General features: G+C 73.0%; 18 protein-coding genes and 1 riboswitch. Of the genes, 8 read left to right on the top strand and 10 right to left on the bottom strand.

The window, feature by feature from the left end:
- Nucleotides 1–202: 202 nt before the first annotated feature.
- Nucleotides 203–3814 (top strand): LamG domain-containing protein, encoded by a 3612-nt coding sequence (locus AB0H83_RS33275; protein ID WP_360101989.1) that lies wholly within the window; start codon nucleotides 203–205, stop codon nucleotides 3812–3814.
- 480 nt (nucleotides 3815–4294) lie between these two features.
- Here the strand turns inward: AB0H83_RS33275 and AB0H83_RS33270 are convergent, their stop codons facing one another.
- Complete coding sequence (locus tag AB0H83_RS33270; RefSeq protein ID WP_360101987.1) at nucleotides 4295–4585, bottom strand: TraR/DksA C4-type zinc finger protein; 291 nt, start codon at nucleotides 4583–4585, stop codon at nucleotides 4295–4297.
- A 328-nt stretch (nucleotides 4586–4913) separates the two neighbouring features.
- On the opposite strand from AB0H83_RS33270, the gene AB0H83_RS33265 reads away from it, so the two are divergent.
- From AB0H83_RS33265 to AB0H83_RS33235, 7 genes are all read left to right on the top strand, one after another.
- A complete protein-coding gene (locus AB0H83_RS33265; protein ID WP_360101985.1) occupies nucleotides 4914–5852 on the top strand; it encodes an ABC transporter ATP-binding protein in 939 nt (312 codons plus the stop codon).
- Nucleotides 5853–5938: 86 nt separating this feature from the next.
- Nucleotides 5939–6601, top strand: coding sequence for an ABC transporter ATP-binding protein (locus AB0H83_RS33260; RefSeq protein WP_360102023.1), 663 nt, complete (start codon nucleotides 5939–5941; stop codon nucleotides 6599–6601).
- Nucleotides 6601–9756 carry an FtsX-like permease family protein gene (locus AB0H83_RS33255; protein ID WP_360101983.1) on the top strand — a complete coding sequence of 1052 codons (3156 nt, stop codon included), beginning with the start codon at nucleotides 6601–6603 and terminating at the stop codon, nucleotides 9754–9756. Before AB0H83_RS33260 ends, AB0H83_RS33255 begins: the two co-directional genes overlap by 1 nt.
- The gene (locus tag AB0H83_RS33250) at nucleotides 9753–12509 is read left to right on the top strand and encodes an FtsX-like permease family protein (protein WP_360101981.1); all 2757 of its coding nucleotides are present in this window, start codon (nucleotides 9753–9755) and stop codon (nucleotides 12507–12509) included. The genes AB0H83_RS33255 and AB0H83_RS33250 overlap by 4 nt, the downstream gene beginning before the upstream one ends.
- Nucleotides 12510–12603: 94 nt before the next feature.
- Nucleotides 12604–12742, top strand: a riboswitch (cobalamin riboswitch).
- Nucleotides 12743–12830: 88 nt separating this feature from the next.
- Complete coding sequence (locus tag AB0H83_RS33245; RefSeq protein WP_360101979.1) at nucleotides 12831–13763, top strand: ABC transporter substrate-binding protein; 933 nt, start codon at nucleotides 12831–12833, stop codon at nucleotides 13761–13763.
- Nucleotides 13764–13825: 62 nt separating this feature from the next.
- Nucleotides 13826–14824 carry an iron ABC transporter permease gene (locus AB0H83_RS33240; protein ID WP_360102021.1) on the top strand — a complete coding sequence of 333 codons (999 nt, stop codon included), beginning with the start codon at nucleotides 13826–13828 and terminating at the stop codon, nucleotides 14822–14824.
- 82 nt (nucleotides 14825–14906) lie between these two features.
- Nucleotides 14907–15686, top strand: coding sequence for an ABC transporter ATP-binding protein (locus tag AB0H83_RS33235; RefSeq protein ID WP_360101977.1), 780 nt, complete (start codon nucleotides 14907–14909; stop codon nucleotides 15684–15686).
- A gap of 86 nt (nucleotides 15687–15772) precedes the next feature.
- Here the strand turns inward: AB0H83_RS33235 and AB0H83_RS33230 are convergent, their stop codons facing one another.
- From AB0H83_RS33230 to AB0H83_RS33190, 9 genes are all read right to left on the bottom strand, one after another.
- Nucleotides 15773–16069, bottom strand: coding sequence for a DUF1540 domain-containing protein (locus AB0H83_RS33230; protein ID WP_360101975.1), 297 nt, complete (start codon nucleotides 16067–16069; stop codon nucleotides 15773–15775).
- Between the two features lie 229 nt (nucleotides 16070–16298).
- Nucleotides 16299–16712: an MscL family protein gene (locus AB0H83_RS33225; protein ID WP_360101973.1), complete on the bottom strand. Its 414-nt coding sequence runs from the start codon at nucleotides 16710–16712 to the stop codon at nucleotides 16299–16301.
- A 131-nt stretch (nucleotides 16713–16843) separates the two neighbouring features.
- The gene (locus AB0H83_RS33220; RefSeq protein ID WP_360101971.1) at nucleotides 16844–17128 is read right to left on the bottom strand and encodes a hypothetical protein; all 285 of its coding nucleotides are present in this window, start codon (nucleotides 17126–17128) and stop codon (nucleotides 16844–16846) included.
- Nucleotides 17118–17936 (bottom strand): slipin family protein, encoded by an 819-nt coding sequence (locus tag AB0H83_RS33215; protein ID WP_360101969.1) that lies wholly within the window; start codon nucleotides 17934–17936, stop codon nucleotides 17118–17120. Before AB0H83_RS33215 ends, AB0H83_RS33220 begins: the two co-directional genes overlap by 11 nt.
- Complete coding sequence (locus AB0H83_RS33210) at nucleotides 17933–18586, bottom strand: hypothetical protein (protein WP_360101967.1); 654 nt, start codon at nucleotides 18584–18586, stop codon at nucleotides 17933–17935. Before AB0H83_RS33210 ends, AB0H83_RS33215 begins: the two co-directional genes overlap by 4 nt.
- Nucleotides 18583–20988 carry a cbb3-type cytochrome c oxidase subunit I gene (locus tag AB0H83_RS33205; protein ID WP_360101965.1) on the bottom strand — a complete coding sequence of 802 codons (2406 nt, stop codon included), beginning with the start codon at nucleotides 20986–20988 and terminating at the stop codon, nucleotides 18583–18585. The genes AB0H83_RS33210 and AB0H83_RS33205 overlap by 4 nt, the downstream gene beginning before the upstream one ends.
- A 198-nt stretch (nucleotides 20989–21186) precedes the next feature.
- The gene (gene cysK, locus AB0H83_RS33200) at nucleotides 21187–22128 is read right to left on the bottom strand and encodes a cysteine synthase A (protein ID WP_360101963.1); all 942 of its coding nucleotides are present in this window, start codon (nucleotides 22126–22128) and stop codon (nucleotides 21187–21189) included.
- Entirely contained in the window at nucleotides 22125–22688 is a 564-nt protein-coding gene (epsC, locus tag AB0H83_RS33195) for a serine O-acetyltransferase EpsC (RefSeq protein ID WP_360101961.1), read from the bottom strand. Before epsC ends, cysK begins: the two co-directional genes overlap by 4 nt.
- 899 nt (nucleotides 22689–23587) lie before the next feature.
- Nucleotides 23588–24166 carry a CBS domain-containing protein gene (locus AB0H83_RS33190; RefSeq protein ID WP_360101959.1) on the bottom strand — a complete coding sequence of 193 codons (579 nt, stop codon included), beginning with the start codon at nucleotides 24164–24166 and terminating at the stop codon, nucleotides 23588–23590.
- Nucleotides 24167–24681: the final 515 nt, after the last annotated feature.

Here is a 24681-nt window from a genome sequence, read left to right as displayed (position 1 = left end):
TGCCGGCCGCGCTTCTGCCGCAATTGACCCGGAAGCTGCCGCGATACGCTCATATCCGCCGTCGTGGTTGGTTAATGGTCCGGGTATTGCCGCCCGACAATCATCTGCCCTACGCTCAGCGGCATTTGACTTCTGCGAACGGGGGTTCACCGTGGCCGCGTCCCTATTTGGGCGTCATGCCCGCGTGCACATAATTGCCGTATTGACGCTTCTGGCGAGCCTGCTGGTTGCGGCCGGTTCGCCGCCGGCCCCGGCGTCGGCGGCGCCGGTGCCGTGCGTGGCCGAGCGGCCCGACGAGCGGGCCGCCGCGGCGGCGGCGAAGGCCTGCGGCGGCCGGGTGGAGGTGATGGCCGGGCGCAGCGAGTACACGCAGGTCTTCGCCAACCCCGACGGCTCGTCCACGTTCACGTCGTCGGCGGTGCCGGCCCGCGTGCACCGCGCGGACGGGTCGTGGGCGCCGATCGACACGAGCCTGCGCGCCCGGGCGGACGGCTCGCTGGCGCCCCTCGCGGCGGTGGCCGACGTGGTGTTCTCAGCCGGCGGCAAGGGCCCGTTCGTCACCTATCGCGGAGGCGGGTCGTCGCTGCAGCTGTCGCTGCCGGTCGTGCTGCCGAAACCGGTGATCGACGGGTCGTCGGCGGTCTACCGCAACGTCCTGCCCGACATCGACCTGCGCGCGACAGCCACGGCGACCGGGTTCACGCACGTCCTCGTCGTGAAGACCGCGGCGGCCGCGGCGAACCCGGCCCTCGCAGCCATCCGGTACGACGTCGGCGGCGACACGGTGGCCCGGCCGGCCGCCGGCGGGCGGGTGGCGTTCCGGGACAAGACGGGCCGGACGATCGCGGTCACGTCGGAGGCGACCATGTGGGACTCCACGGTGAACCCGGGCGCGGGCGGTGAGGCCCAGGCCAGCGCAGCGGAGCTCACGGCGCTGCGGCAGACGCCGACGGCCGAACTGCGGTCGACGGAACACCGGCCGGGCGTGACGGCCCGCACCGCGCCCATCGCGGTCACCGCCGACGCGGACGGTCACGGCATGCTCCTGCGGCCCGACGCCGCCCTGCTGCGCAGCTCCACCGCCGCGTTCCCGCTCTTCATCGACCCGCAGATCGGGCCGGCGGACACCAGGTGGGCGTACTCGCGGTCCCTCGACGCCGACTACGGCCCGAACGACAAGGCGCGGGTGGGGTACAACCCCCCGGCATACGGCGGTGACGGCAAGCTGTACCGCGGCTTCTTCGAGTTCCCCACCACCTACGGCGGACAGACCTACAAGGGCAAGCACGTCCTGGCGGCCTCGTTCTCCATCGAGCTCTACCACTCGTACTCGTGCACCGACACGCCCACGAGCCTGTTCCGCTCCGGCGGCATCAGCGTCAGCAACGGCGGCCGGATGAACTGGGCAACGCGGCCGCTCGGGTCCGGCGTTCCCTACCTCGGCACGGCGTGGGGCCACGCGAACAAGGCCGGCGGCTGCAGCACCAGCCAGCCGGACATGCTCATGACCTTCGGCGGCAACGAGACCATGCGCGCCGACGTGCAGGGCGCCGCCAACGGCAACTGGGACACCTACACGGTGGGACTGTGCGCCTGCGACAGCAACGGCGCCAACGAGTCCGCCGGCGACCGGTGGAAGAAGTTCTACGTCGACTACCGCACAACCATGAGCGTCACCTACAACACGGTGCCGGGCACGCCCGCGAACCTCTCACCGCACCAGGGCCAGATCGCCTGCGGCGGCATCGTCGGCACCAACTCGCCGACCCTGCAGGCCCAGTACGTCGACGCCGACGGCGCCGACACCCTGTCCTCGACGTTCCAGTGGCAGCAGCTGCCGTCCGGCACCGTGACGACCCTGTCCGGGCCGGCCAAGCCGGCCAACAACAACGGTGCCGTGACCGTCAGCCTCGGCAGCGCCGCCGAGGGCAAGCAGTACCAGTTCCGGGTGCAGACCAACGACGGCCATGACACGTCGCCCTGGTCGCCGTGGTGCACCTTCACCGTCGACACCACGGCGCCACCGGCGCCGCTGGTGTCCCCGATGTCCGTGGGATCGTCGCCTGTGTACACCGGCTGCGACCCGGGCAACATCAACGCATGTACGCCACGGGGCGGGCCGGGCATCAGCGGTGGCTTCAAGTTCAGCGAGCCCGCAGGGCCCGCGGGGCAGGACGTCGTCAAGTACGTCTACGGCTGGGACGCACCGTCGACCAACGTGACCGTGCCGGCGGGCACCGCCTCGCCGATCATTCAGCTGACCCCGCCGCGCTACGGCATCAACAAGCTGACCGTCTACAGCGTCGACGGCACCGGGCGCTCCAGCCCGACCACCGTCCACAACATCCTGGTCGCCGCCCCGTCGGCGGCGGTGGCGCACTGGCCCCTGGACAGCATCAACGGCCACGGCTTCACCGACAGCGTCTCCGGATCGTCGCTGACCACGACCGGCGTCACCTGGACGCCCGACGCGCGGTACATCGGCGCGGACGCTGCGACGTTCGCCGGCACGGGTGAGGCGAGTCAGCTGGTGCCCGCGGTGGACACCAGCAAGTCGTTCAGCGTCGCGGCGTGGGTACGACCGACGTCGACGATGTGTGCGACCCCCGGCAACTACAGCGTCATGTCGATGGAACCGAGCGCCACGTCCACCTCCTCCGCCAGCGCATTCTCACTCAACCTCATCTGCGAAAGCATGCTGTGGACCTTCACGGTCACGGGCTCTCCGAACGGCACCACACCGCTCTACAGCAACGCGGTGACGCCCCTCGGAAGCGTTGTGCCGGGCCAGTGGACGCTGCTGGTCGGCTCGTACGACGAGGCGCAGAACACGATCAGGATCTGGCTGAACGGCAAGCTGGCCGGCACCACAATCCCGTCGACGACCTGGGTGTCGGCACACGCCGCCGACCCGCGCGCAACCGGTCCCATCGTCCTGGGCCGCTACCGCAAGAACGCAGCAGCCGTCGGGCGCTTCAAAGGCGAGATCGCGGACGCCCGCGTCTGGAACCGGGCGCTGGTCACCGACGACATCACCGGCACCAACGCCGACGCCGCAGCCGGTGTCCCGGCCCAGCACGGCCTCACCCGGCCCCTCGAAGTCGGCTCATGGCAGTTCCCCGACGGCGAGTGCTACTGCGGCGACACACCGGACGGCTCCGTGTTCAACCGCAAAGCGACCCTGGTGCCGAACTGGACCCTCGACCCCACCTGGAGCGGTGACCCGGCAACGACGCCGGCGTGGCTCACCAACGACTCCCACGACGGCAACGGCGGCGTCCAGCTCGACGGCGTCTCCGGCTACGTCTCCACCCGCGACGACAAGGGCACCCAGACCACAGCCGACGACGTCGAGCGGCCCGTCCTGCGCACCGACCAGTCGATGACGTTCACCGCCTGGGCCAAGCTCGACACGATCACCAACGTCGACCAGATGGTGGTCAACCAGAGCCCGTTCCGCCTGTTCTTCCGCGGCTGGGACCACAGGTGGGGCGTCACGGTTCGCCAACCCGACGGCTCCGGCGGGTACGTCAACATCGAGTCGAACTCCAACGTCGTCGCCACGACCGGCGAATGGGTACACCTCGCGGGCGTGTTCGACGCCGCAACGGGCGACGTGCAGCTCTACGTCAACGGCGTGCGGCAGAACTCGACCGGGCACGGCGCGATCGGCGAGGCGTCGGCGACCAGCCTCAACATCGGCGGCCGGCCGAACTCGAGCCCCTTCCTCTTCGGCGGCGCCATCGACGACGTCCACGTGTACCAGGGCGTGCTCAGCAACCGGGAGATCGCGGCCAGCTACGCCGGCAACTGACCGTCCACGTCATCCAGCGCGGGCCCGCCACTACCAACGGCGGGCCCGCGCTGCGGCTCTCCGCGCTTCAGGCAGAAGCGGTGCTCGACGTTCTGCGCTGGCTGGCTACACGAACATCGCACCGGCGCCCAACACGATGACGATGGTCGTCGCATGGCGAGCCACAGCGACAGGATCAAACGCGACGAGCAGCTATTGCAGATCTGAGGCATACCCTCGTCGATCCCCAATCTGCAGTAACTGACCGTGACGTTGCCACACTAGGCACGTCCAAATACGACACTTCACCCTGCAGGGCTCGTAAATCGGGTTTTGGCTAGGCGGCCTGCGTGTTCGTTGATCAGCCCGCCCAGGATCGGGCGTCATGGAACACGGTGGGAGGGCCGGCGCGGCGACGCCGGCCAGGACGTCGCTACCCGGACCTGGCCGTCGTCGCACGTGGGGCCTGGCAGCTGCGGGGCAGCTGCAGGGCAGCTGCGACTACCGGCACTGCGCGCAACGGCGGGCGTGCGGCACCGCTTCCAGCCGTTGCCAGGCGATGGTCGACCCGCACGTTTCGCAGCGGCCGTAGGTGCCCTCCGACATGCGGCGCAACGCCAGTGCGGTGTCGGCGATGCCACGCCGCGCCCCTTCGACCCTGGCCTCGAACGTGGTGGGATCCGCCATGCTGCCCCGCGCCAGGAGTTCGTTCAGGCGGTTGGTATGAATGGCGAACGCGTGCTCCAGTCTGTCCCGGAGCAGTTCGACCGGTTGCTGCATCGTGCTCGTCACGACAGTCCTCCTGCCTCCAGCTGTGCCGCGGGCCGGAATCGCACGTCCTCCGCGCGGTTCCGACTCCCGTGCACATCAAGCCTGCCCGCCGGTACCCGGGATGCCACCGGCAGCCGTCGGCGAAGTTGACCGCCGTGGGTTGCCGGTCGTCGGCAACTCGCAGGCGGTGCTGCACACCGGCGGCGGTCGCGTGCCGGCCGTGCCACCGTGCCGGTGAGGCCACAGCGGCCGGCGGCGTTCAACCCCTTCCCGGGAACGTTTCGAAAAACGTGGGAAATGTAGGTTGGTGTGGCATTCTCAGACACCCACGGTACCGCCGAGGAGGGGCATGTCGAGCACGCCGCTGTCGTTGTCACTGCCGCAGGCGCCGGCGCGGGCGCCCGAGTTCGGCCGCGACGCGCTGATCGTCTGCGAGAGCCTCGTGCGCATTTACCAGACCGGTTCGGTCGAGGTGCAGGCGCTGCAAGGACTCGACCTGGCCGTGGACAGCGGGGAGATGGTCGCCGTCGTGGGCGCGTCCGGCTCGGGCAAGTCGACGCTGCTGTCCATCCTCGCCGGGATCGACGCCCCGACCGCCGGACGGGCGCGGGTCGACCGGTGGAACCTGCTGTCCATGTCCCGCGCCGACCGGGTCCGCTACCGGCGGCACACCGTGGGGTTCGTGCGCCAGCAGACGGCCAGCAACCTGGTGCCGTACCTCACCGCCCGGCAGATGGTGGACCTGCCGATGACGGCGGCCCGCACCCCGGTCAAGGCCCGCCGGGACCGCGCCGCCGAGCTGCTGGCCGCCCTCGGCGTCGCCGACTGCGCCGACCGGCGCCCCTCCCAGTTGTCCGGCGGTCAGCAGATGCGCGTCGCCATCGCCGTGGCGCTGGCGAACCAGCCACGGGTCCTGCTGGCCGACGAGCCCACCGGCGAGCTGGACACCGCGACGTCGGCCGAGGTGTTCGGGGCGTTGCGGGACGTCAACCGGCGCTTCGGCGTCACCGTGGTGGTGGTGACCCACGACCCGGCGGTGAGCGGCCAGGTCGAGCGGACGGTGGCCATCCGCGACGGCCGGACCAGCAGCGAGGTGTTGCGCCGCGCCACCACCAACGCCGAGGGCGACACCCACGTGATCGCCGAGGAGTACGCCGTGATGGACCGCGCCGGCCGGGTGCAGGTGCCCCGCGACTTCCGTGAGGCCCTCGCCCTGACCCGGCGGGTCCGCCTGGCGCTGGAGCCGGACCACGTCACGATCCGCCCGGACACGGCGGACACGGCGTGACCGCCGTGCCCACCGGCGACGCGACTACCGGCGACGCGACTACCGGCGCGACTACCGGCGCGACTACCGGCGCGACTGGCGGGCCGCTGCTGTCGGTACGCGACATCCACCGCCGCTTCGGTGCCGGACCGGCCGCGGTCCACGCGCTCAGAGGCGTGTCGTTCGACGTGCGACCCGGCACGATGGTCGCCCTCGTCGGCCGGTCCGGCTCCGGCAAGACGACGCTGCTCAACGTCATCGGCGGGTTGGACCGCCCGGACAGCGGCACCGTGCACATCGACGGCACCGACGTCACCGCCCTCGACGAGGACGGGCTGTCCCGGCTGCGGCGGGAGAAGGTCTCCTACGTGTTCCAGACCTTCGGACTGATCCCGGTGCTGTCCGCCGCGGAGAACGTCGGCGCTCCGCTGCGGCTGGCCCGCGTCGCACCGGCCGAGCGCGAACACCGCGTCGAACTGCTGCTCGGACTCGTCGGGCTCACCGAACACGCCGAGCAGCGCCCCACCGAGCTGTCCGGCGGTCAGCAGCAGCGCGTCGCGATCGCCCGGGCACTGGCCGGCTCGCCCCGGCTGCTCATCGCCGACGAACCCACCGGCCAGCTCGACGCCGAAACGGGCCTGGCGGTGATGGCGCTGATCCGCGGGGTCGTCGAGTCCGAGGGTGTCACCGCGCTCGTCTCCACCCACGACCCGGTGATGATGGCCCTCGCCGACCGCGTCATCACCATCCACGACGGGCAGCTCGACTGATGCTGAGCCTGCTCGCCCGCCGCGCCGGCGCGCAATGGCCGCTGCTCGCCGCGCTACTCGGCGTCGTCACCGTCGGGGCCACCCTGCTGGGCACCTGCGCACTGCTCACCACCCGCACCGCCGAGCGGGCCTACGAGGTCGCCGCCGCCCGCGCCAGCGCCGACGACGTCGACGTCACCGCGTACACCGGCACCGTCGAAGGCCCGGACGCCAGCGCCGTCGCCGCCGACGCCCGGGCCGTCATCACCGGTGCCCTCGCCCCGTTCCCGACGACCACGCACACCCGCGCGTCGAGCATCCTGCGGGCCCTGCCCCCGACCGCCGCCGCCGGCACCACCGTCGCCCCCCAGACCTACCTGTCCGCCATGGACGACCTGCCGGCCCGCGCCCAGCTCACCGCGGGCCGCTGGCCGCAGGCCGCGAAGACGCCGTTGGAAGCGGTACTGCTGGAGCAGACCGCGCAACTGCTCGGCGTCGGCCCCGGCAGCCGGCTGCACCTCGGTGCCGAGCTCGCCCACGCCGCCGTCCCCCCGATCGACGTCACCGTCGTCGGTGTCGTCCGCCCGCTGCCCGGCGCCGGCTGGGACCGCGACCCGCTCGCCGGGACCGGCTCCGCCCTGGGCTACCTCGACGGCCGCTTCGGTCAACCCGTCAACGTGTACGGCCCGCTCATCGTCGACCTCACCGACCTGCTCACCACCGGCGCCACCATCGACCGGCTGCAGGTCACCGCGCACCCGGACCTGTCGCGTCCCACCCGCCGCGACCTCGACGACGCCGCCGCCGCGGTCGGTGACGCGGACCGGCGCCTCGCCCGTACCCTCGGCGACCGCGTCGGGCTGGAACGGGTCTCCTCCGCGCTGCCGCTGGCCCTGCGCGCCGCCGACGACCAGCGCCGGGTCACGGCCGCCGTCGTGCTCGCCGTCGCCGTCCTCGGCGGCATCCTCGCCGCCACCGCCCTGGCCCTCGCCGCCCGGCTCACCGCCGGCGTCCGCGCCGGCGAGACCGCCCTCCTCGTCGCCCTCGGCACCAGCCCCCGCCAGCTGGCCGCCGCCGCGACCGTGGAGGCCGGCACGCTCGCCGCCCTCGCCGCCGCGCTGGCCGTCCCCGCCTCCTCGGCCCTGCACGCCACCCTCACCCACCTGCCACCGCTGGACGGCGCCGGGCTCAGCACCCACCCGGTCGTAACCGGCCCCCAGACACTCACCGTCGCGGCCGGCGCACTCGCGCTGGCCGCGGTCCTCGTCGTCCTCGCCGTGCGGCCCGGACCCGCGCCCGGCGAGCGCCGGCCGCGCCGCGAGCTGCTCGCCCGGTCCGGCGCCGACCTGCTGCTCGTCGCGTTCGCCGGGGCCGGCTGGTGGCAGCTGTCCGCGCAACCCGCCGCCGCCACCACCCGCGCCGACGCCGTCCGCGTCCTCGCGCCGGCGCTGCTGCTCACCGCCGGTGCCGCGCTGGCGCTGCGCCTGGTGCTGCCGGCCCTGCACGGCGCCGACCGGCTGGCCCGCCGCGCCCGCGGGCTCGTCCTGCCGCTGGCCGCGTTCGAGGCCGCCCGCCGCCCGCAGGCGGTCGCTGCCGGCCTGCTCATCGGCCTGGCCTGCGCCGCCGGCACGTTCGGCGTCGCCTTCGACGCCACCTGGCACCGCGCGCAGCGCGACCAGGCCGACGTGTCCGTCGGCACCGACCTCGCGCTGACCCTCACCACCCCGCCCGACGCCGGGCAGGGCAGCACCGTGGCCGCCGCCACCGGCGGCACGGTGAGCCCCGCCGTCAACCGTGGCATCGCCGTGGGACAGTGGCTCGGCAGCGCCGGTGACCCGCCGCGTCTCGTCGCCGTGCACACCGCCCGCGCCGGCGCCCTGCTGCGCGGCCGGCTCGACGGCGACCGGAGCTGGGCCGAGGTCGGCACCGCCCTCGCCCCGGCGGCCCCTGCCGGCGGCATCACGGTCCCGGCCGGCGCCGCGCTCACCCTCACCGGCACCGCCACCGGCGCCGCCGCGCTCGTCGTGACCCCCCGCCTGCTCCTGCAGGACGCCACTGGCCTGCGTACCCCCTGCACCGCACCCACCGTGCCGCTGGACGCCACCCCGCACCGGCTGCCGCCCTGCGCGACCACCGGCGGGCTGCAGCTCGTCGCGGTGTCCCTGAAGGTCGAGGTGTCCGGACCGGAGTACGCGGGCGGCATCAGCAAGGTCGCTGTCACCCTCACCGTGCCGGGCGGCACACCACCCACCGGCCCGTGGACCGCGACCTCCGCCCCGCCGGTCCCCACGCGGGTGACCGACCCGGCCGTCGCCGTCACCGCCGCGGGCCTGGACGTGACCGGGACCGTCCAGCTCGACGGCGCGCCGGACGCCGCCCGTACCCTCGTCGCCACCGCGTTCGCAGACCCCGGACCTGTCCCGGTCGCCGCGTCCGCCCGCTTCGCCGACGAGATCCGGGCGAAACGGGGGACCCCGCTGAGCATCACCGTCGGCACCACGGCCGTGCCGATCGTCGTCGCCGAGGTGCTGCCGGCGATCCCCGCCGCCCCCGGCGCGGCCGCGGTCCTCGCCGACCTCGACATGCTCTCCCGCGCCCTCGCCGTCACCGGCGACCTCACGTTCCCGGTCGACGCCTGGTGGGTCGGCCACCCCACCGGCGACGCCGCCGACCGGGCCGCGGCGCTGCGGCTCGGCACCGTCACCACCCGCGCCGAGGAAACCACCCGCCTCAGCGGCGGCCCGCTGCGCGCCGGCCTGCCCGCCGCGCTGCGGCTGCTCGTCCCGGCCGCCGCCCTGCTGCTGCTCGCCGGTGTCATCCTGCACGTGACCTGCGACCTGCAGGTCCGCGCCCTCGAGGTGGCGCGGCTGCGCGGCATCGGCATGGCCCGGCGCGACATCCGGGCGGTCCTGCTCGGCCAGCACGCCGCGGTGCTGGTCCCCCTGCTCATCGCCGGCGCCGCGGTCGGCGGGCTCGCCACCCGGCTGGTGGCACCGCTGCTGGTGCGCTCCGACACCGGCGCCGCGCCGGTACCGCCGGCGCAACCGCTGTGGCCATGGGCGGCCGAGGCGACCCTGTTGCTCCTGCTCCTGGCCGGCTGCACCGTCGCGGTCGCCGCCGTCGTCTCCGTCCAGGTCCGCCGGGCCGACGCCGCCCACCTGCGGGTGGCGTCGTGAACCGGCCGCGCCTTCGCCCACCGGCCCTGCACTGGCCCAGCATCCGCGGCCGGGCCCGCGCGGACGCCGGACCGCTGCTGCTCGCCGCCGCCGTCGTGGCGGCGGTCGCCTTCCTCGCCGGCGCGGTGCCACCGCTGTTGCGCGCCACCGCCGACGACGCCGTCCGGGACACCGTCCGCCGTGCCGGCGACGACGCCGACGTCCGCGTGCACAACCGGTTCGAGCGCGACGACGGGCCGAGCGGCGGACGGCTCCGCGCGCCGCTGCTCGCCGACGACGTCGAGGACTTCCGGGACCGGGCGTCGGCCGAACTCGGCCCCGATCTGCACGCCGTCCTGCAACCACCGGTCGCCGCCGTCACCAGCCCGGTCCTTAACGTCACCGACGGCAGTGTCCTGCGCACCTTCCAGCTCGCCTACCTCGCCACCGACGGCGGCGGCCCCGCCGTCACCTGGATCGCCGGCACCGCACCGGGACCCGCCGCCGCTGCTGCCGGGACCGACCGGTTGGTGGTGGCGCCGTACGTCGGCCCGCCCTGGCCGGTCCAGGTCGGCCTGTCCGAAGCGGACGCCGCGGCGCTGCGCCTGTCCCCCGGCGACACCGTCCCCCTCAAGGACACCCACAACCAGGTCAAGGACGTCCGGGTGAGCGGCATCTTCCGGCCCGTCGACGACACCGACCCCGCCTGGCGGCTCGCACCGTCGGTGCTGCACCCGGTGGCCGGCGCCGACGGCGTCGGCACCACCCACCTCGGCGGGCTGCTCTCCCGCGACTCCCTGCCCGACGCCCGCCTCGCCTTCGAACAGGACCAGCTGCAGCGCACCGTCCGGTTCGCCGCCCGACCGGACGCCCTCACCTGGTCCACCGCGTCCACGCTCGCCACGACCGTCGTGCAGCTCAAGGCCACGTCCGGCGCCTCCAGCGGCCCCGACGCGTCGCTGCGCTGGGAGTCGCAGCTCGACGCGGTGCTGCGCGACGCGCGGACCCAGGTCAACGCCGCGTCCGCCCAGGCGTCGGTGCTGCTCACCGGGATCGTGTCGGCGACGGTACTGGTGCTGCTGGTCGCCGCCGGCCTGCTGGTGCACCGCCGCGTCCCGCCCCTCACCACCGCCCGGCACCGCGGGGCGGCACTGCCCGACCTCGGCGCGGAACTGTTCATCGAGTCAGCCGCGGCGGCGCTGGCGGCCACCGCGATCGGTCTCGCCCTCGCCCGCGCCGTCGCGCCCGGCGTCGCCGTGCTGTCGGCGCTGCCGCTGGCCGCGGCCGCCGCCACCGCCGCACCGGCGTTCGGCGTGCTCGCCGCCGCCCGCGCCACCAACGACCGGCGTACCCCGGCGAACAGCAGCGCCCGCCGCTGGACCCGGCGCACCCGGCAACTGCGCCGCGCCGCGCTGGACGTCGCGATCGTCATCGCCGCGGCCGGCGCCCTCACCGCGCTGCACCAACGCGGCATCACCCCGACCGGCACGGCCTCCACCCCCGACGGCAGTGGGGGCCTGCCCACCAGCGCACCGGCGCTCGGCGCGCTCGCCGCGGCGCTGCTGCTGCTGCGGCTGCTGCCCGCCGGCACCCGCCTCGCGCTCCGCCAGGCCCTGCGCTCCCGCCGCCCCCTCGCCGTGTTCGGCGCCGCCCGGGCCGCCGCCACCGCCACCCGGATCCTCCCGCCGCTGGCGCTGGTGACTGCCACCGCACTCGCGTCGTTCGCCCTCACCGTCGACGCCACCGCCGGTCAGGGTCTCACCGACGGCTCGTGGCGCACCGTCGGCGCCGACGCCCGCGTCGACGTCGCCCCGGCCGCGGCGACCTCGACGCCCGCCCTCGCCGCGCGCATCGCCGCCGCACCCGGGATCGACCACGTCGTCGTCGCACAGGTCACCGACCGGGCCAGGGTCATCGCCGACGCCGCGATCACCGCCCCCCGCCTGGTGATCGTCGACGCCGCCGCGTTCCAGCGGCTGCTCGCCGCCACCCCGCTGCCGGACGCACCGGCGCTCGCCCGGCTCGCGAACCCCGCCCCCGGCGACGTCCCCGCGCTGGTGCTCTCCGGCGACGGCAGCCTCCAGCCCGGCATGCACCTGCAACTGCCCCAGCCGGACGGCGCCCCGGCGATCCGGCTCACCGCCGTCGGCACCGCGCCCGCCATCGGCGGCGCCACCGACCTCGTCGTCGTGGACACCGCCGGCCTCGCTGCCGCCGGCCTGACCACCGTGCCCAACACCGTCTGGGTGACCGGTCCCGGCACCGCCGCCGCCGTCGCCTCGGGTGACTCCGCCGCCAACGTCGTGCTCCGCGCCGACGTGGAACGCGCGCGCCGCGCTGCGCCGCTGACCGCGGGTCTGCTGCGGCTGGCCCGCACCGCCGCCGCGACGCTGCTGGTGCTGGGACTGCTCGGGCTCGCCCTCGGCGCCGCCGCCGGCGCACCGCAACGCTGGCAGACCCTCACCCGCCTGCGCACCCTCGGCCTGCGGCCACGTGACGCCCGCTGGATCGCGGCCGGCGAGCTGCTGCCTGCGGTGCTGCTCGCCGCCGTGGGCGGCCCGCTGCTCGGCGCGGTGCTGGCCCGGCTCACGCTCGGCCCGCTCGAACTGCGGCTGCTCACCCGCCAGACCGTTGACCCTTCCCTGGTACTGCCGTGGGGGTGGCTCGCGCTGCTGGGCGGGGTGCTGCTGGCGGCGGTCGCCGTCGTGGTGCCGGTCGAGGCGGCGCTGCGCCGCCGCCGGCAGCTGGGCGAGGTGCTCCGCGCGGGCGAGTGACCCGGCGCAGTGTCCGCGGGGCGCACCAGGCTGCGGTCGAACCGGTGCTGTCCCTGCACGTCGAACTCGGTCGCGTGGTCCTGGCCGACCCCGACCGGCGTCGATGTACTACGGTTCAGGCGACCACCCGCAGCGAAACCGGTGCGACACCGGTGCTGTCCCGCAACTGTGATGCCCCGATCCGTACGGTCCGGGGACTAGCCAGGTCGCCTGCCGGGGACGGTCGCGAACCGCGCTCTCGAGGAAGGGCGCCTTGCGGGCGGGGCATGTTCGTCACCCCCTGTCGGCGAAGCACCGACTCCTCGACCGACAGGAGGACTGATGAGCAGACGCACCCCGGTAACGTTCGGTGCCGCCCTGGTCGCCATCGCGCTCACGCTCGGCGCTTGCGCCGGCGGCGCGGACGGCACCCCGCAGCCCGGCTCCGCCGACGCCGCCGCGTATCCGGTGACGGTGGGCAAGGTCACGCTGGAGCAACGCCCCACGAAGATCGTGTCGCTGTCGCCGAGCACCACCGAGATGCTCTTCGCGATCGGTGCGGGCGCGCAGGTGACGGCGGTCGACGACCAATCCGACTATCCGGCCGAGGTACCGACGTCGCAGTTGTCCGGGTTCCAGCCGAACGCCGAGGCGATCGTGGCCAAGAACCCCGACCTGGTCGTCCTGACCACCGACGCCAACAAGGTCGTCGAGCAGCTCGCCAAGTTCAAGATCCCGGTCTACCTCGCACCGGCGGCCGTCACGCTCGACGACACGTACCGGCAGATCGACGAGCTGGGCCGGCTCACGGGCCACGGCTCCGAGGCCACGGACCTGGTCGGACGCATGCGCCACGACGTCGACAAGCTGATCAAGGGCCTGCCGCCGCGCTCGAGCAAGCTGACGTACTACTACGAGCTCGACCCGACGCTGTACACGGTCACCGGCAGCACGTTCGTCGGCTCGCTGTTCACCATGGCAGGCCTGCAGAACGTGGCCGATCCCGCGGACCCCGGCGGCGCGAAGGGCGGCTATCCCCAGCTCTCCGTCGAGGTGCTGGTCCAGGCCGACCCGGATCTGGTGTTCCTCGCCGACGCGAAGTGCTGCAAGCAGTCGGCCGAGACGGTCGCCGCCCGCCCCGGCTGGTCCGGCATCACCGCGGTGAAGACCGGGCGGATCGTCGCGCTGGACGACGCCGTGGCGTCCCGCTGGGGCCCGCGCGCGGTCGATCTGCTCCGGGCCATCGTCGAGGCAGTGGCCAAGGTGCCCGCGTGAGACCCAGCCGCCGGTCCACCGACCGGCTCCGCCCGAGCTGGGTCGTGGCCGGCGTGCTGGCGATGCTCGTGGCGCTGGTGGGCGGCGTCGCCCTGGGCCCGGTGAGCCTGCCGCCCGGCAGCGTCGCCGCCGAACTGCTGAACCTGCTGCCCGGCGTGCACCTGGACAGCGGCCTCAATGAGCGCGAGATCGCCATCGTCGCCGAGATCCGGCTGCCCCGGGTCGTCCTCAGCCTGCTGGTCGGCGCGATGCTGGCCCTCGCCGGCGGCTGCTTCCAGGGCGTGTTCCGTAATCCTCTGGCCGATCCGAGCCTGCTGGGCGTGGCGGCCGGCGCGGGCCTGGCGGTCACCGTCCTCATCGCGTACCGTGGCGGCGCGCAGGGCACGCTGCTCGGCGGGGTCCCACTGACTACACCGGTCGTCGCGTTCGCCGGCGCGATGGGCGCGGTGCTGCTGGCCTACCTGCTCAGCGCCGGCGCCGGGCGGGAACGCTCGCCGACCACGCTGATCCTGGCCGGCGTGGCGGTCTCGGCCTTCCTGGCCGCCGCCCAGACGTACGTGATGCAGCGCAACATCGACACGATCCGCGAGGTGTACTCCTGGCTGCTCGGGCGCCTGTCCACCGCCGGCTGGTCCGACGTGCGGGTCGTCCTACCCTATGCGGGCGTGACCGCCGCGGTGATCCTGCTCCTGCGCAGGGAGCTGGACGTGCTCTCGGTCGGTGACGAGGAGGCCGCGAGCCTCGGGCTGAACCCGCAGCGGTCGCGCTACGTGCTGCTCGCCGCGGCCAGCCTGGCCACCGCCGCCGCGGTGTCGGTGTCCGGTCTCATCGGATTCGTCGGCATCATCGTCCCGCACACCGTCCGGCTGCTCGTCGGCGCCAGCTACCGGGCGATCCTTCCGCTGTCGATGCTCTTCGGCGGTGCGTTCCTGACCGTCGCGGACCTGGTGGCCCGCACCGCGGGCAACCCCGCCGAGATCCCGATCGGGGTGGTCACCGCGTTCTTCGGCGCGCCGTTCTTCGTGCTCGTCCTGCGCTCCTCCGGGCGGGTGGCACTGTGACCGGTTCCGCGGCGAGGCGCAGGAGGCCCGGCACCATGGGCTCGGTCCGCGAGGCGCGCGGCCGCAGCGGAGCGCAGGACGCATGACCGCCGTCGAGGTACGGGATCTGCGGGTCACGCTGGACGGCGCGACCATCCTGGCCGGCGTCGACCTGACCGTCGAGGCCGGCGAATGGGTCACGATCATCGGGCCGAACGGCGCCGGCAAGTCGACCCTCCTGCGCGCCGTCGGCGGTCTCGTGCCCAGCACCGGGTCGATCGCCCTGTTCGGCGCGCCGGTGGCCCGCCTGCCCCGCCGCCAGCGGGCCCGGACCGTCGCGGCCGTCATGCAGTCGCCGGTCGTCCCGCCCGGCATGGCCGTGTTCGACTACGTCCTGCTCGGCCGCACGCCATACGTCGCGCCGCTGGGTCGGGAGTCCGCCGCTGACCTGGTCGCGGTGCGCGAGGTGCTGGGCCGGCTCGACCTGGACCGCTTCGCCGGGCGGCTGCTCGGCACCCTCTCCGGCGGTGAACGGCAGCGGGTGTTCCTGGCCCGGGCACTCGTCCAGGGCGCCAGCCTGCTGCTGCTGGACGAGCCGGGCACCGCGCTGGACATCGGGCACCAGCAGGAGGTGCTGGAGCTGGTGGATCAGCTGCGCCGGGAAAGCGGGCTGACGGTCCTGGCGACGATGCACGACCTCGCGATCGCCGGCCAATACGCAGACCGGATGGTACTGCTCGCCGGCGGCGCGGTCGTCGCCTCGGGCGCCCCGGCCGACGTGCTGACCGAGGAACTGCTCGCCACCCACTACCGGGCCCGCGTGCGTGTGGTGCACAGCGAGCACGGCCGCCTGGTGGTGCCGGTCCGCAGTACTCCCCACTGACGCTCGACCACCTCGGCTGCCGGTCGCGGTGTTCGCGGTCCTCGGCCTGGCGGTGTCCTGCCGCGCCGGCCGGGTCACGTGGTAGGTCAGGCTGGCTGGTAGGTCAGGCAGTCGCTGGCCGTGACACCCGGTCCGACCGTCACGGACGGCGCCGTGCAGGCCAGGCTGGTGTTGTGGGCGCAGTCCGTGCGGGCGCACGAGCCGACGCTGCCGGTGACATCCGCGATGCCCCCGTGCACCGGCGACTCGACGAACGTCGCACAGGACGCCGTCGCACCGGGCGCCGCCACGGTCACGGCCGGGGCATGACAGCCACCGTCGTTGAAACTGCACGAGACGGCGGCGCATGTGCGCACAGCAGGCATCTGCAACAGAGTCTTCATGACTTCTCCGCTCACTGTTTCTGCATCTGATCGACAATGCCCGGTCGACGGCATCGCGATTAAGCCAAACAATAGTCGGGAATTCGTCTGCCGGTGCGTTTCCCTGCGATGGCACAGGATGGTTGGCAGGGGTATCACCGCAGCTCAGCAGGGTGATACGAAAAGCCCGGGAATTCCTTGCGTTTGCTGGATCCTGCGGGCGGATCCGCACCGGGGCGGTGCCGCCTTTTCAGACGGCGGCAAGGTCGCTGGTGCAGTGCGGGCAGCGGACCGCACTCGTCGGTACGTCGTCCATCTTGCAGTTCGGGCAGGTCTTGGTCGGTGGCGGGTCACCGAACACCGTCTTGCCGCGCTTGCGCATGTAGGCGCGGTAGGGCACCACGATCAGGAAGTAGATGACGGCCATGAAGATGACGAAGTAGATCAGCGCGCCGATGAACGCGCCGAGGTCGATGCGCTGGCCATTCACCGTCCAGCCGAGGCCTTTCCCGGTCGACCCGCCGCCGGCCATGGCGTTGACCAGCGGCGTGATGACGCTGTCAGTGAATGCCTTGATCAAGGTACTGAAGGCCAGGGCCACAACCAGCCCGACCGCCACCACGATCAGATCACCCTGCATCAGGAAGTTCTTGAAGCCCTTCAACATCCGCACTCCCCCCGTCGCTGCGCCCTGTCTACCGAGCCGGCGCCGGATTAAACCGCCCGGCGGGACGAGGCGTCCGGTCGCCGGGTGCCGGGGCCGGCCGTTCGCGATCCCCCGGTGCGGTGCGAAACTCAGGCCGCGGTCGCTGACCGGTTGCGGAGGATGCGGCGCAGGCCGAGCAACGCGACGGCGATCCCGGCACCGGCGACGAAGAACCCGAGGAAGAGGAACAGGAAGATCGGGCTCATCCCGAGCGTCTCACGTTCGGTACCGAGGATCGTGCCGATCAGGAATCCGAAGAGCGGCCCCAGGACCGTCACCGCGCCGCCGAGGATGAGCGGCCAGACACCGGGCGCGACGGGGGTCAGTTCGATCGGGCGCCCCGGCTGAGGGCTGGGATCGGGATCAGTGGGCATCATGCGTCCGTTGGGTCACGGGTGAGGTGCCGTTGACGCCGGGCGGGACCGGGCCGGCGGTCCGGCCGCGGAACGCGTCGAGGAACGGGCCGATGATGTCGATCGGCAACGGGAAGACGACGGTGGAGTTGTGGTCGGCCCCGAGCTCGAGCAGGGTCTGCAGGTAGCGCAGTTGCAGGCTCGCCGGACTTTCACTGAGCGTCCTGGCGGCATCGCGGAGCTCCGCCGACGCCTGGAGCTCACCACGGGCGTTGATCACTTTTGCCCGCCGCTCACGCTCGGCCTCAGCCTCGCGCGCCATGGCCCGCTGCATCGCCTCCGGGATCTCGACGTCCTTGATCTCCACCACCTCGACCTTGATACCCCACGGCTCGGTCATCGAGGCGATCGACTTCGCGAGGTCCTCGTTGAGGTCGGCCCGGTGGGCGAGCAGCGTGTCGAGGTCCGCCCGGCCGACGACCGACCGGAGCGTGGTCTGGGCGATCTGGGAGGTGGCGACGGCGTGGTTCTCCACCGACATCACCGAGCGGACCGGGTCGACCACCCGGAAGAGCACGACAGCGTTCACCCGAGCCGGCACATTGTCCCGAGTGATCACGTCCTGCGGCGGGATGGTCAGCGTGACCACCCGCAGGTCCACCTTGATCAGCTTGTCCAGGCCGGGGAGGAGCAGGCGGACGCCCGGGCCCAGCGGCTCCCGCAGCCGCCCCAGCCGGAACGCGACGCCCCGCTCGTACTCCTTCAGCACCCGCAGCGACAGCCCGGCCAGGACCAGCGGCACCAGCGCGACGACGGCGGCGATGATCATGTGGTCTCCTTCCCGCGCCGGTCGGACCGGTAGCTCGCGCGGCCCCGGGCCACCGCGGCGGCGGCCGCCTCGCGCTCGGCGAGCGCCTCGTCGAGCGTGCGGTAGACCATGCCCTCTGGGATGAACACCGGGTTGCGCCGCAGGTGGGACCACAGCGGCAGGCTGAGCAGCAGCGCCGCGGCCACGGCAGCGGCGAGGACCAGCAGCCCGTCGCGTCCCGGCCCGGTGAGCGCGGTGCCCAGCGGCCACAACAGCCCGAGCAGCACCACGGCACAGGCGATGCCGCGGTGGAAGCGGGCGGCCTCGGACGCCGGCCAGGAGTCGACCGCGCGCTGGACCTCCCGCCCGGAGGAGGACGTCGTACAGGTGTGCTTGACCGGGCAGGCGTTGCAGATCGACGGGCTCGCGCGGTACCGCATGACGCGGTGCTCCGAGTCGAAGGACTGCGGCCACAGCCACTGGTCCTGCGGGCACCGCCACGCGTCGTGGTCGCGGTGGTAGCGGAAGCCGCCGCCCGCGCCGCCCTCGGAGATCGCCGCTGCCCGGCGGGCCAGCGCGTCGATGACGTGCGCCAGCCCTACCACGGCCAGGCAGTAGCCGGCCGCCAGCCAGACCTCCGGGCCGGCCGCGGCGGCCGAGAAGCCGCTCACGGCTCCTCCGGTTCGTTGCGCCGGTCGGATGCGTACCGGCGCCGCGAGGCGGGCGGCTCACCCGTGCCGACCGCGACCGGCAGGCCGGTGCGGTCCTGCGCGGCGTGGTCGGTCTCCTCGACGTAGAGGGTCTCCGGCTGCAGCTGGGTGGCCGCCGGTGTGATCCCGTGCCGGATGCCGAGGTACGTGATCCACAGGAAGGGCAGCGCGCCGCCGACGATCATGATGACGTCGCCGGGCATCCGCAGCCATTCGAGCACGGCGTTGCCGGGTTCGGTGAGGTAGCCGAGCGTGCGCGCCTCGAAGTACCCGTCGTTCACGGAGTGCCACAGCTGCAGGATGCCCAGCGGCAGCAGGGTGACGAACATCATCCAGGCCAGGCCGATGTTGAGCGACCAGAACGAGAGCTTGGCCAGCCGGTCGGGCCACCTCGCGGCGGGGATGATGTACCGCAGTGCGAACAGGGACAGGCCGACGGCGAGCATGCCGTAGACGCCCATCATCGCGCCGTGCCCATGGTTCGCGGTCAGCGCCGTGCCGATCTGGTAGTACGACACGATCGGCAGGTTGATCAGGAATCCGAACACCCCGGCGCCGACGAAGTTCCAGAACCCCACGGCGACCAGGAACATCACCGCCCACCGGTGCGGGAACGGCGCGTTGCCGCGGTTCTGCTGCCGGGATCCCAGTTGCAGGAAGGTCCAGGCTTCGACGGTCAGGAAGGTCAGCGGGATCACCTCCAGCGCGGAGAAGAACGCGCCCAGCGCCATGTGCTCCACCGGCGTGCCGGAGAAGTACAGGTGGTGCATCGTGCCGATCACGCCGCCGGCGGAGTAAAGGATGACGTCGAGGAAGATGATCTGGATGGCGATCTGGCGCCGGACGACGCCGAGCATCACGAAGATGTAGGCGACCATGACCGTGGTGAACAGCTCCAGGAAGTCCTCGACCCACAGGTGCACGACCCAGAACCGCCAGAACTCCGCGACGGTCAGGTGGCTCTGCGCCGAGGCCAGCATGCCGACGGCGTAGAACGCCGGGATCGCCAGGCCCGCGTAGAGGAACAGCCAGGGCATGTTGAGCCGGTGCTCGGTCTTCAGCCGCGACCGGATGCCCCGGTAGACGATCGCGATCCACAGGAAGAGCCCGATCACCAGCAGTGCCTGCCAGAACCGCGGCAGGTCGAGGTACTCCCACTGCTGGTCGAAGAAGATCGACCCCTTCGCCCAGTCGGCGCCGAAGATGCTGACCGCCTCGCCCGTGAGGGAGCCGACGACCACGATCACGAGCGCGCCGAGCAGGCCCCAGGCGAGCCAGTGCTGCCGGCGCGGTTCTCGACCGGCGATGATCGGGGTGAGGTAGACGCCGGCCGCGAGGAACGCCGCCGCCGTCCAGAACAGGGCCAGCTGGACATGCCACGTGCGGGCCAGGTTGAACGGCAGCACCCGGGCGAGGTCGATGCCGAAGAACGTGCTCAGGTCGGCGCGGTAATGCTCGATCGCGCCGCCGAGCAGCGTCTGCCCGAGGAACAGCGCGGCCACGACGAAGAAGAACCACGCCGTCACCTTCTGCGCCTTGGTGATCTGCACCTCGCCGGGCTGCCGGAAGGCCAGCGCCGGCTGCTCCGCGGCGTGCCAGCCGATGGTGCGGCTCCACCGCCCGTACAGCGCGAACAGCGCACCGAGGCCGACCAGCAGGGCGGTCAGCGACAGGCCCGACCAGACCACGATGTCGGCCGTCGGGGTGTTGTCGACCCGCGGCTCCGGCGGCCAGTTGTTGGTGTAGGAGTAGCTGTGGCCGGGCCGCTCCGCGGCGCTCGCCCACGCCGTCCAGGAGAAGAAGGCGGTCAGCTCGTGGATCTCCCGCGGGTCGGTGATCACCTCGGGCAGGAGGCCGTACCTGGTGCTGTCGGTGCCGAAGAAGTCGGCGTAGTGCTTTTTGGCGTCTTCGAACGCCGAGACCTGTTCGGCGGTGAACGCCAGTTCGCCGCTCGCCTTGTCGTACCGGTTCTCGCGCAGCATCCGCTTGGTGGCCTCGATCGGCTCCTGCTGCCCCGACGCGGCGAGCCGGCCTTTGATGTGCTCGGCCGAGATGCGCAGGTACTCCGCGGTGTAGTCCGGGCCGAGGTACGCACCGTGCCCCATCACCGAGCCGTACTGCTGCAACCCCCGACGCAGGAACGTCTGCTGCCCTGCGGTCACTTCGGCGCGGGTGTAGACGACGTCACCACCCGGGCCGGTCACCCGCTCCGGTAGCGGCATCGAGTCGGTGTAGGTCCGCAGGGCCAGCATGCCCATCACGAAGAACCCGAAGACCATGACCAGGGCGACGCCCTGGACCCACCCCTTGGACAGGCGCAGCCGCGCACGGTCGGAGCCGTTGACCTGCGCTTGACCGGGCACGTGTCGACCTTCCGTCAGCAGCGATGCACCGACCGTATCGAGAAGTGCGGTGTCACGGAGCCCAAAGCGCCCACCTACTACCTGGATCGCGGAGGACGGGCACGCACGCCGTCAACGGTCGCCATCCGCATCCCGCGTCGTCGCGCGCCGGGGTCTCCGGACGGTCCAGCGGATCGGTCGACGGGTGGATGACCCGCATCAAGCCGGCTCCCCGGCTTCTGCGGTCGCGGTGAACAGCGGCGTGCTGAGATACCGTTCACCGGTGTCCGGCAGGACGACCACCACGGTCTGCCCCGCGTGCTGCGCCCGCCGGGCAACGGTCGCCGCGGCGTGCAGCGCCGCGCCGCTGGAGACCCCGGCCAGGATGCCCTCGGTGCGGGCCAGCCGCCGCGCCGCTGCCCGGGCCTGTTCCACATCGACGCGCATCACGTCGTCGTACACGGCCGGGTCGAGGACCCCGGGGACGAAGCCGGCGCCGATGCCCTGAATGCCGTGCGGGCCGGCGGCCCCGCCGGAGAGCACCGGCGACTCGGCTGGCTCGACAGCCACAACCCGTACCGCCGGGTTCTTCTCCTTGAGCGTCCGGCCGACGCCGGTGATGGTGCCGCCGGTGCCGACGCCGGCGACGAGCACGTCGACGTCGCCGCCGGTGTCGTTCCAGATCTCGTGCGCGGTGGTCCGCCGGTGCACCTGCGGGTTGGCCGGGTTGTCGAACTGGCTGGGCAGGAAGGCCCGCTGCTCGTCGGCGATCTGGCGGGCCCGGCGGACCGCGCCCGGCATCCCTTCGCCGGCCGGGGTCAGCACCAGTTCGGCGCCGTAGGCGGCCAGCAGCGCACGCCGCTCGGCACTCGTGCTCTCCGGCATCGTCAACGTCAGCCGGTAGCCGCGGGCAGCGGCGACGACGGCCAGGCCGATGCCGGTGTTGCCGCTGGTCGCCTCCACGATCTGCCCGCCGGCGGTGAGCTGGCCGCCGGTCTCGGCGGCGTGGATCATCGCAACAGCGATACGGTCCTTGACGCTGCCGCCGGGATTGGCCGACTCGAGCTTGGCCAGCAGCCGGGCGGGAGCGCCGGGGGCGAAGCGGGACAGCCGCACCATCGGCGTGCGGCCGATCAGCTCGGTGACGTCGTTGTAGATCATGTCATCGCTCCTCGGCGATCCGGGTCGGGCAGCGCGGTGTGGACGCGATCTGGGACGGGGACGGCTGCCGGCGCGCGCAGCCGGGCTCCGGCGGCGACGTCGGTCAGTACGAGGCAGTGGGCGCCGATCTCGGCGTCGTCGCCGATGTGCACCGGCCCGAGGACGGTGGCGCCGACACCGAGTACCACGCGGTCACCGACACTGGGATGGCGCCGGCTGCCCTTGCCGTCACGCCGCCAGCCACGCCCACCGAGGGTGACCCGGTGGTACATCGTCACGTCATCGCCGATGCGGGCGGTCTCCCCGATGACGACGCCGGCGCCGTGGTCGATGAACAGTCGCCGCCCGATGGTGGCGCCGGGATGGATCTCGATACCGGTCAGCAGTCTGGCCACCTGGGACAGGGCACGCGGCAGCAACGGCAGCCGCCAGCGGTGCAGGGCGTGGGCCAGCCGGTGGGCCCACACCGCCCACACTCCGGGATAGAGCAGCACTTCCACTCGCCGGCTGCCGTACAGCGCAGGGTCACGCCGGCACGCGGCCCGCAGGTCCTCCAACACGTCCCGCTCCTCCAAAACACCACGCACCAGCGCCGAACCGCACCGGTGGTTGCCGGCGACGCCGAATGGGCGTGTCACCGGTGGGCATACAGGGTGATCAGTGGAGGAGACACCACTCGTCGAAGACGCGGCGTACGTGCCGGCCGGTCATCGGCACGGTGAACCGGTGGCCGGCCAGCCGGCTCGGTCGACGCGATTCACCCATACCGTGCACCGTACGCAGGCGCAACCGCCGGCGGACAGGGTCCAACGGCCCTCTCCGGACGGGGGCCGAAGGGCCCTGGCCGCCGCCGGCACGTCATCGCCGATCAGGTACCCGCCGGCTCCGACCTGCGCAGCAACGGCCCCGCGGCGCCGCGAACCAGCCCTGCCCGTCCTGTGAGCGGCAGGACCGCACGGCACCCCGATCATGGGCATCCGGCACGGGTGCTGCGGCTCCTGCGGAGGGAGGGTGGAAGCGGGCCTCCAGGTTTGCACGACGCTCGCGGTACCCGGTCGGCGGCACGGTGGAGAAGCTGCTGGAACTGTCGCACCGGGTGGGGTTGCTCGTCGTCGGCGGCCACGACGGCACCGATGCGTTGCACCGGTGCGTCCCCGCACGGGTCGCCGCCAACGCCGCCTGCCCTGTGGCCGTCGTGCGCCCGATGCCGGGGCATGGCGGCGGCCCGTTCGCCGGTCACGTCGTCGTCGGTGTCGACGGCTCCGCCGCGTCCGCTGCCGCGCTCCGCGCCGGGTTCGCCCACGCCGCGACCCACCACCTCCCGCTCGTCGCGGTCGAGGTCGACGAACGCCGGCGGGACGACGACTTCCGGTTCGACGACCGGTTCCTCGAGACACGCTCCGCCTACCGGCCGGCACCGCTGGAGGCGCTGGCCGTCCAGGTGGAGTCGCTCATCGCCCTAGGGTGTGGTGGCACGAACCGAGGTGACACCGGCGGCGGTTCGCACCAGCGCCTCCACGACCACCCGCTCCGTGTCGTCGTCGAACCCGCCGTCGACGGTTGCGACCGCGCTGTCGACGGTCACCCGCCACCGGCGTTGCCCGTTCGCGTACACGTCCAGCCGGTGCTGGGCCTCACGTTGTGCGGCGGCATCGGTCGGCAGCAGCGTCCGCAGCACGTCGCAGCGGCTGACGACACCCACGACGTGGTGATCTTCCACGACCGGGATGGTGTGCGCATCCTGCCTGACCATGACGGCCGCCAGGTCGCTGACGTCCGCGTCCGGCCACGCCGACACCGGCAAGCCTGACATCACATCGCGTACCCGGCGCAGTGCCGCGCCCGGCGCCGTGTCGCTGCCGGCTGCCGCCTGCCGCAGGAGGTCCCGCTCGGTGACCAGCCCGACGAGCACGTCGCGGTCATCGACGACAGGGGCCGCGGTGATCGACTGCCGTTCGAGCAGTTCGACCGCCGCCGCGACCGGCGCATCGGCGCGCACTGTGTGTGCCGGGGTACTCATGATGTCCTTGGCGTGCATTGCCCCTCCTCAGTCGAGCCCTGTCGTGCCGGGCAGCGGGATGACCGGCAGACGTCATGACATGCCGCGCGGGCGAGCTCCGCGGCACGCTGCCGCGTCGGGGTGGTGGCCTGGTCGAGGTGCCGCACGATCGCGGCCGCCAACGCCGCGTCGCGCCGCTCCGTGCGCCCCGTCCGCGACGTCCTGTCCGCGGGACCCGTGATCGGGCCGGGGTGAGGGCGTCGCAGCAGCCGGCCCTTCAGGGCTCACCCGTGCCGCCATGACCGCCACTCGTTTTCGCCTCGCTCGTACGGTCCCGGCATCGACTGTTCGCCGGCGACGCGCAATTGCGCAGGGCCGAAGGTCCCAGCTCGACCCGCGGACGCACCCGACATCGGCGACGCGCACGCTGCCGGGCCGGTCGCTCCTCCAGGTGGAGCGTGGCAGGCTTGCCGTGCACGCCGACGTTGGCGATCCGCCCGCCGGGGCGCACCAGCGTCGTGCACAGTTCGAACGTCGCCGCAGTACCGGAACGG

This window comes from Dactylosporangium sp. NPDC050688 (assembly GCF_040654515.1).
GTDB lineage: Bacteria > Actinomycetota > Actinomycetes > Mycobacteriales > Micromonosporaceae > Dactylosporangium.
The sequence above is the reverse complement of the archived record's forward strand: the minus strand, read 5'-3'. Positions and strand labels throughout refer to the sequence as shown.

Coding starts and splice junctions, on each gene's coding strand:
- AB0H83_RS33255 (WP_360101983.1), top strand. CDS start 6,601: ATGCTGAGCCTGCTCGCCCGCCGCGCCGGCGCGCAATGGCCGCTGCTC.
- AB0H83_RS33265 (WP_360101985.1), top strand. CDS start 4,914: ATGTCGAGCACGCCGCTGTCGTTGTCACTGCCGCAGGCGCCGGCGCGG.
- AB0H83_RS33190 (WP_360101959.1), bottom strand. CDS start 24,166: ATGCACGCCAAGGACATCATGAGTACCCCGGCACACACAGTGCGCGCC.
- AB0H83_RS33215 (WP_360101969.1), bottom strand. CDS start 17,936: ATGATCATCGCCGCCGTCGTCGCGCTGGTGCCGCTGGTCCTGGCCGGG.
- AB0H83_RS33235 (WP_360101977.1), top strand. CDS start 14,907: ATGACCGCCGTCGAGGTACGGGATCTGCGGGTCACGCTGGACGGCGCG.
- AB0H83_RS33240 (WP_360102021.1), top strand. CDS start 13,826: ATGCTCGTGGCGCTGGTGGGCGGCGTCGCCCTGGGCCCGGTGAGCCTG.
- AB0H83_RS33230 (WP_360101975.1), bottom strand. CDS start 16,069: ATGAAGACTCTGTTGCAGATGCCTGCTGTGCGCACATGCGCCGCCGTC.
- AB0H83_RS33245 (WP_360101979.1), top strand. CDS start 12,831: ATGAGCAGACGCACCCCGGTAACGTTCGGTGCCGCCCTGGTCGCCATC.
- cysK (WP_360101963.1), bottom strand. CDS start 22,128: ATGATCTACAACGACGTCACCGAGCTGATCGGCCGCACGCCGATGGTG.
- AB0H83_RS33220 (WP_360101971.1), bottom strand. CDS start 17,128: ATGCCCACTGATCCCGATCCCAGCCCTCAGCCGGGGCGCCCGATCGAA.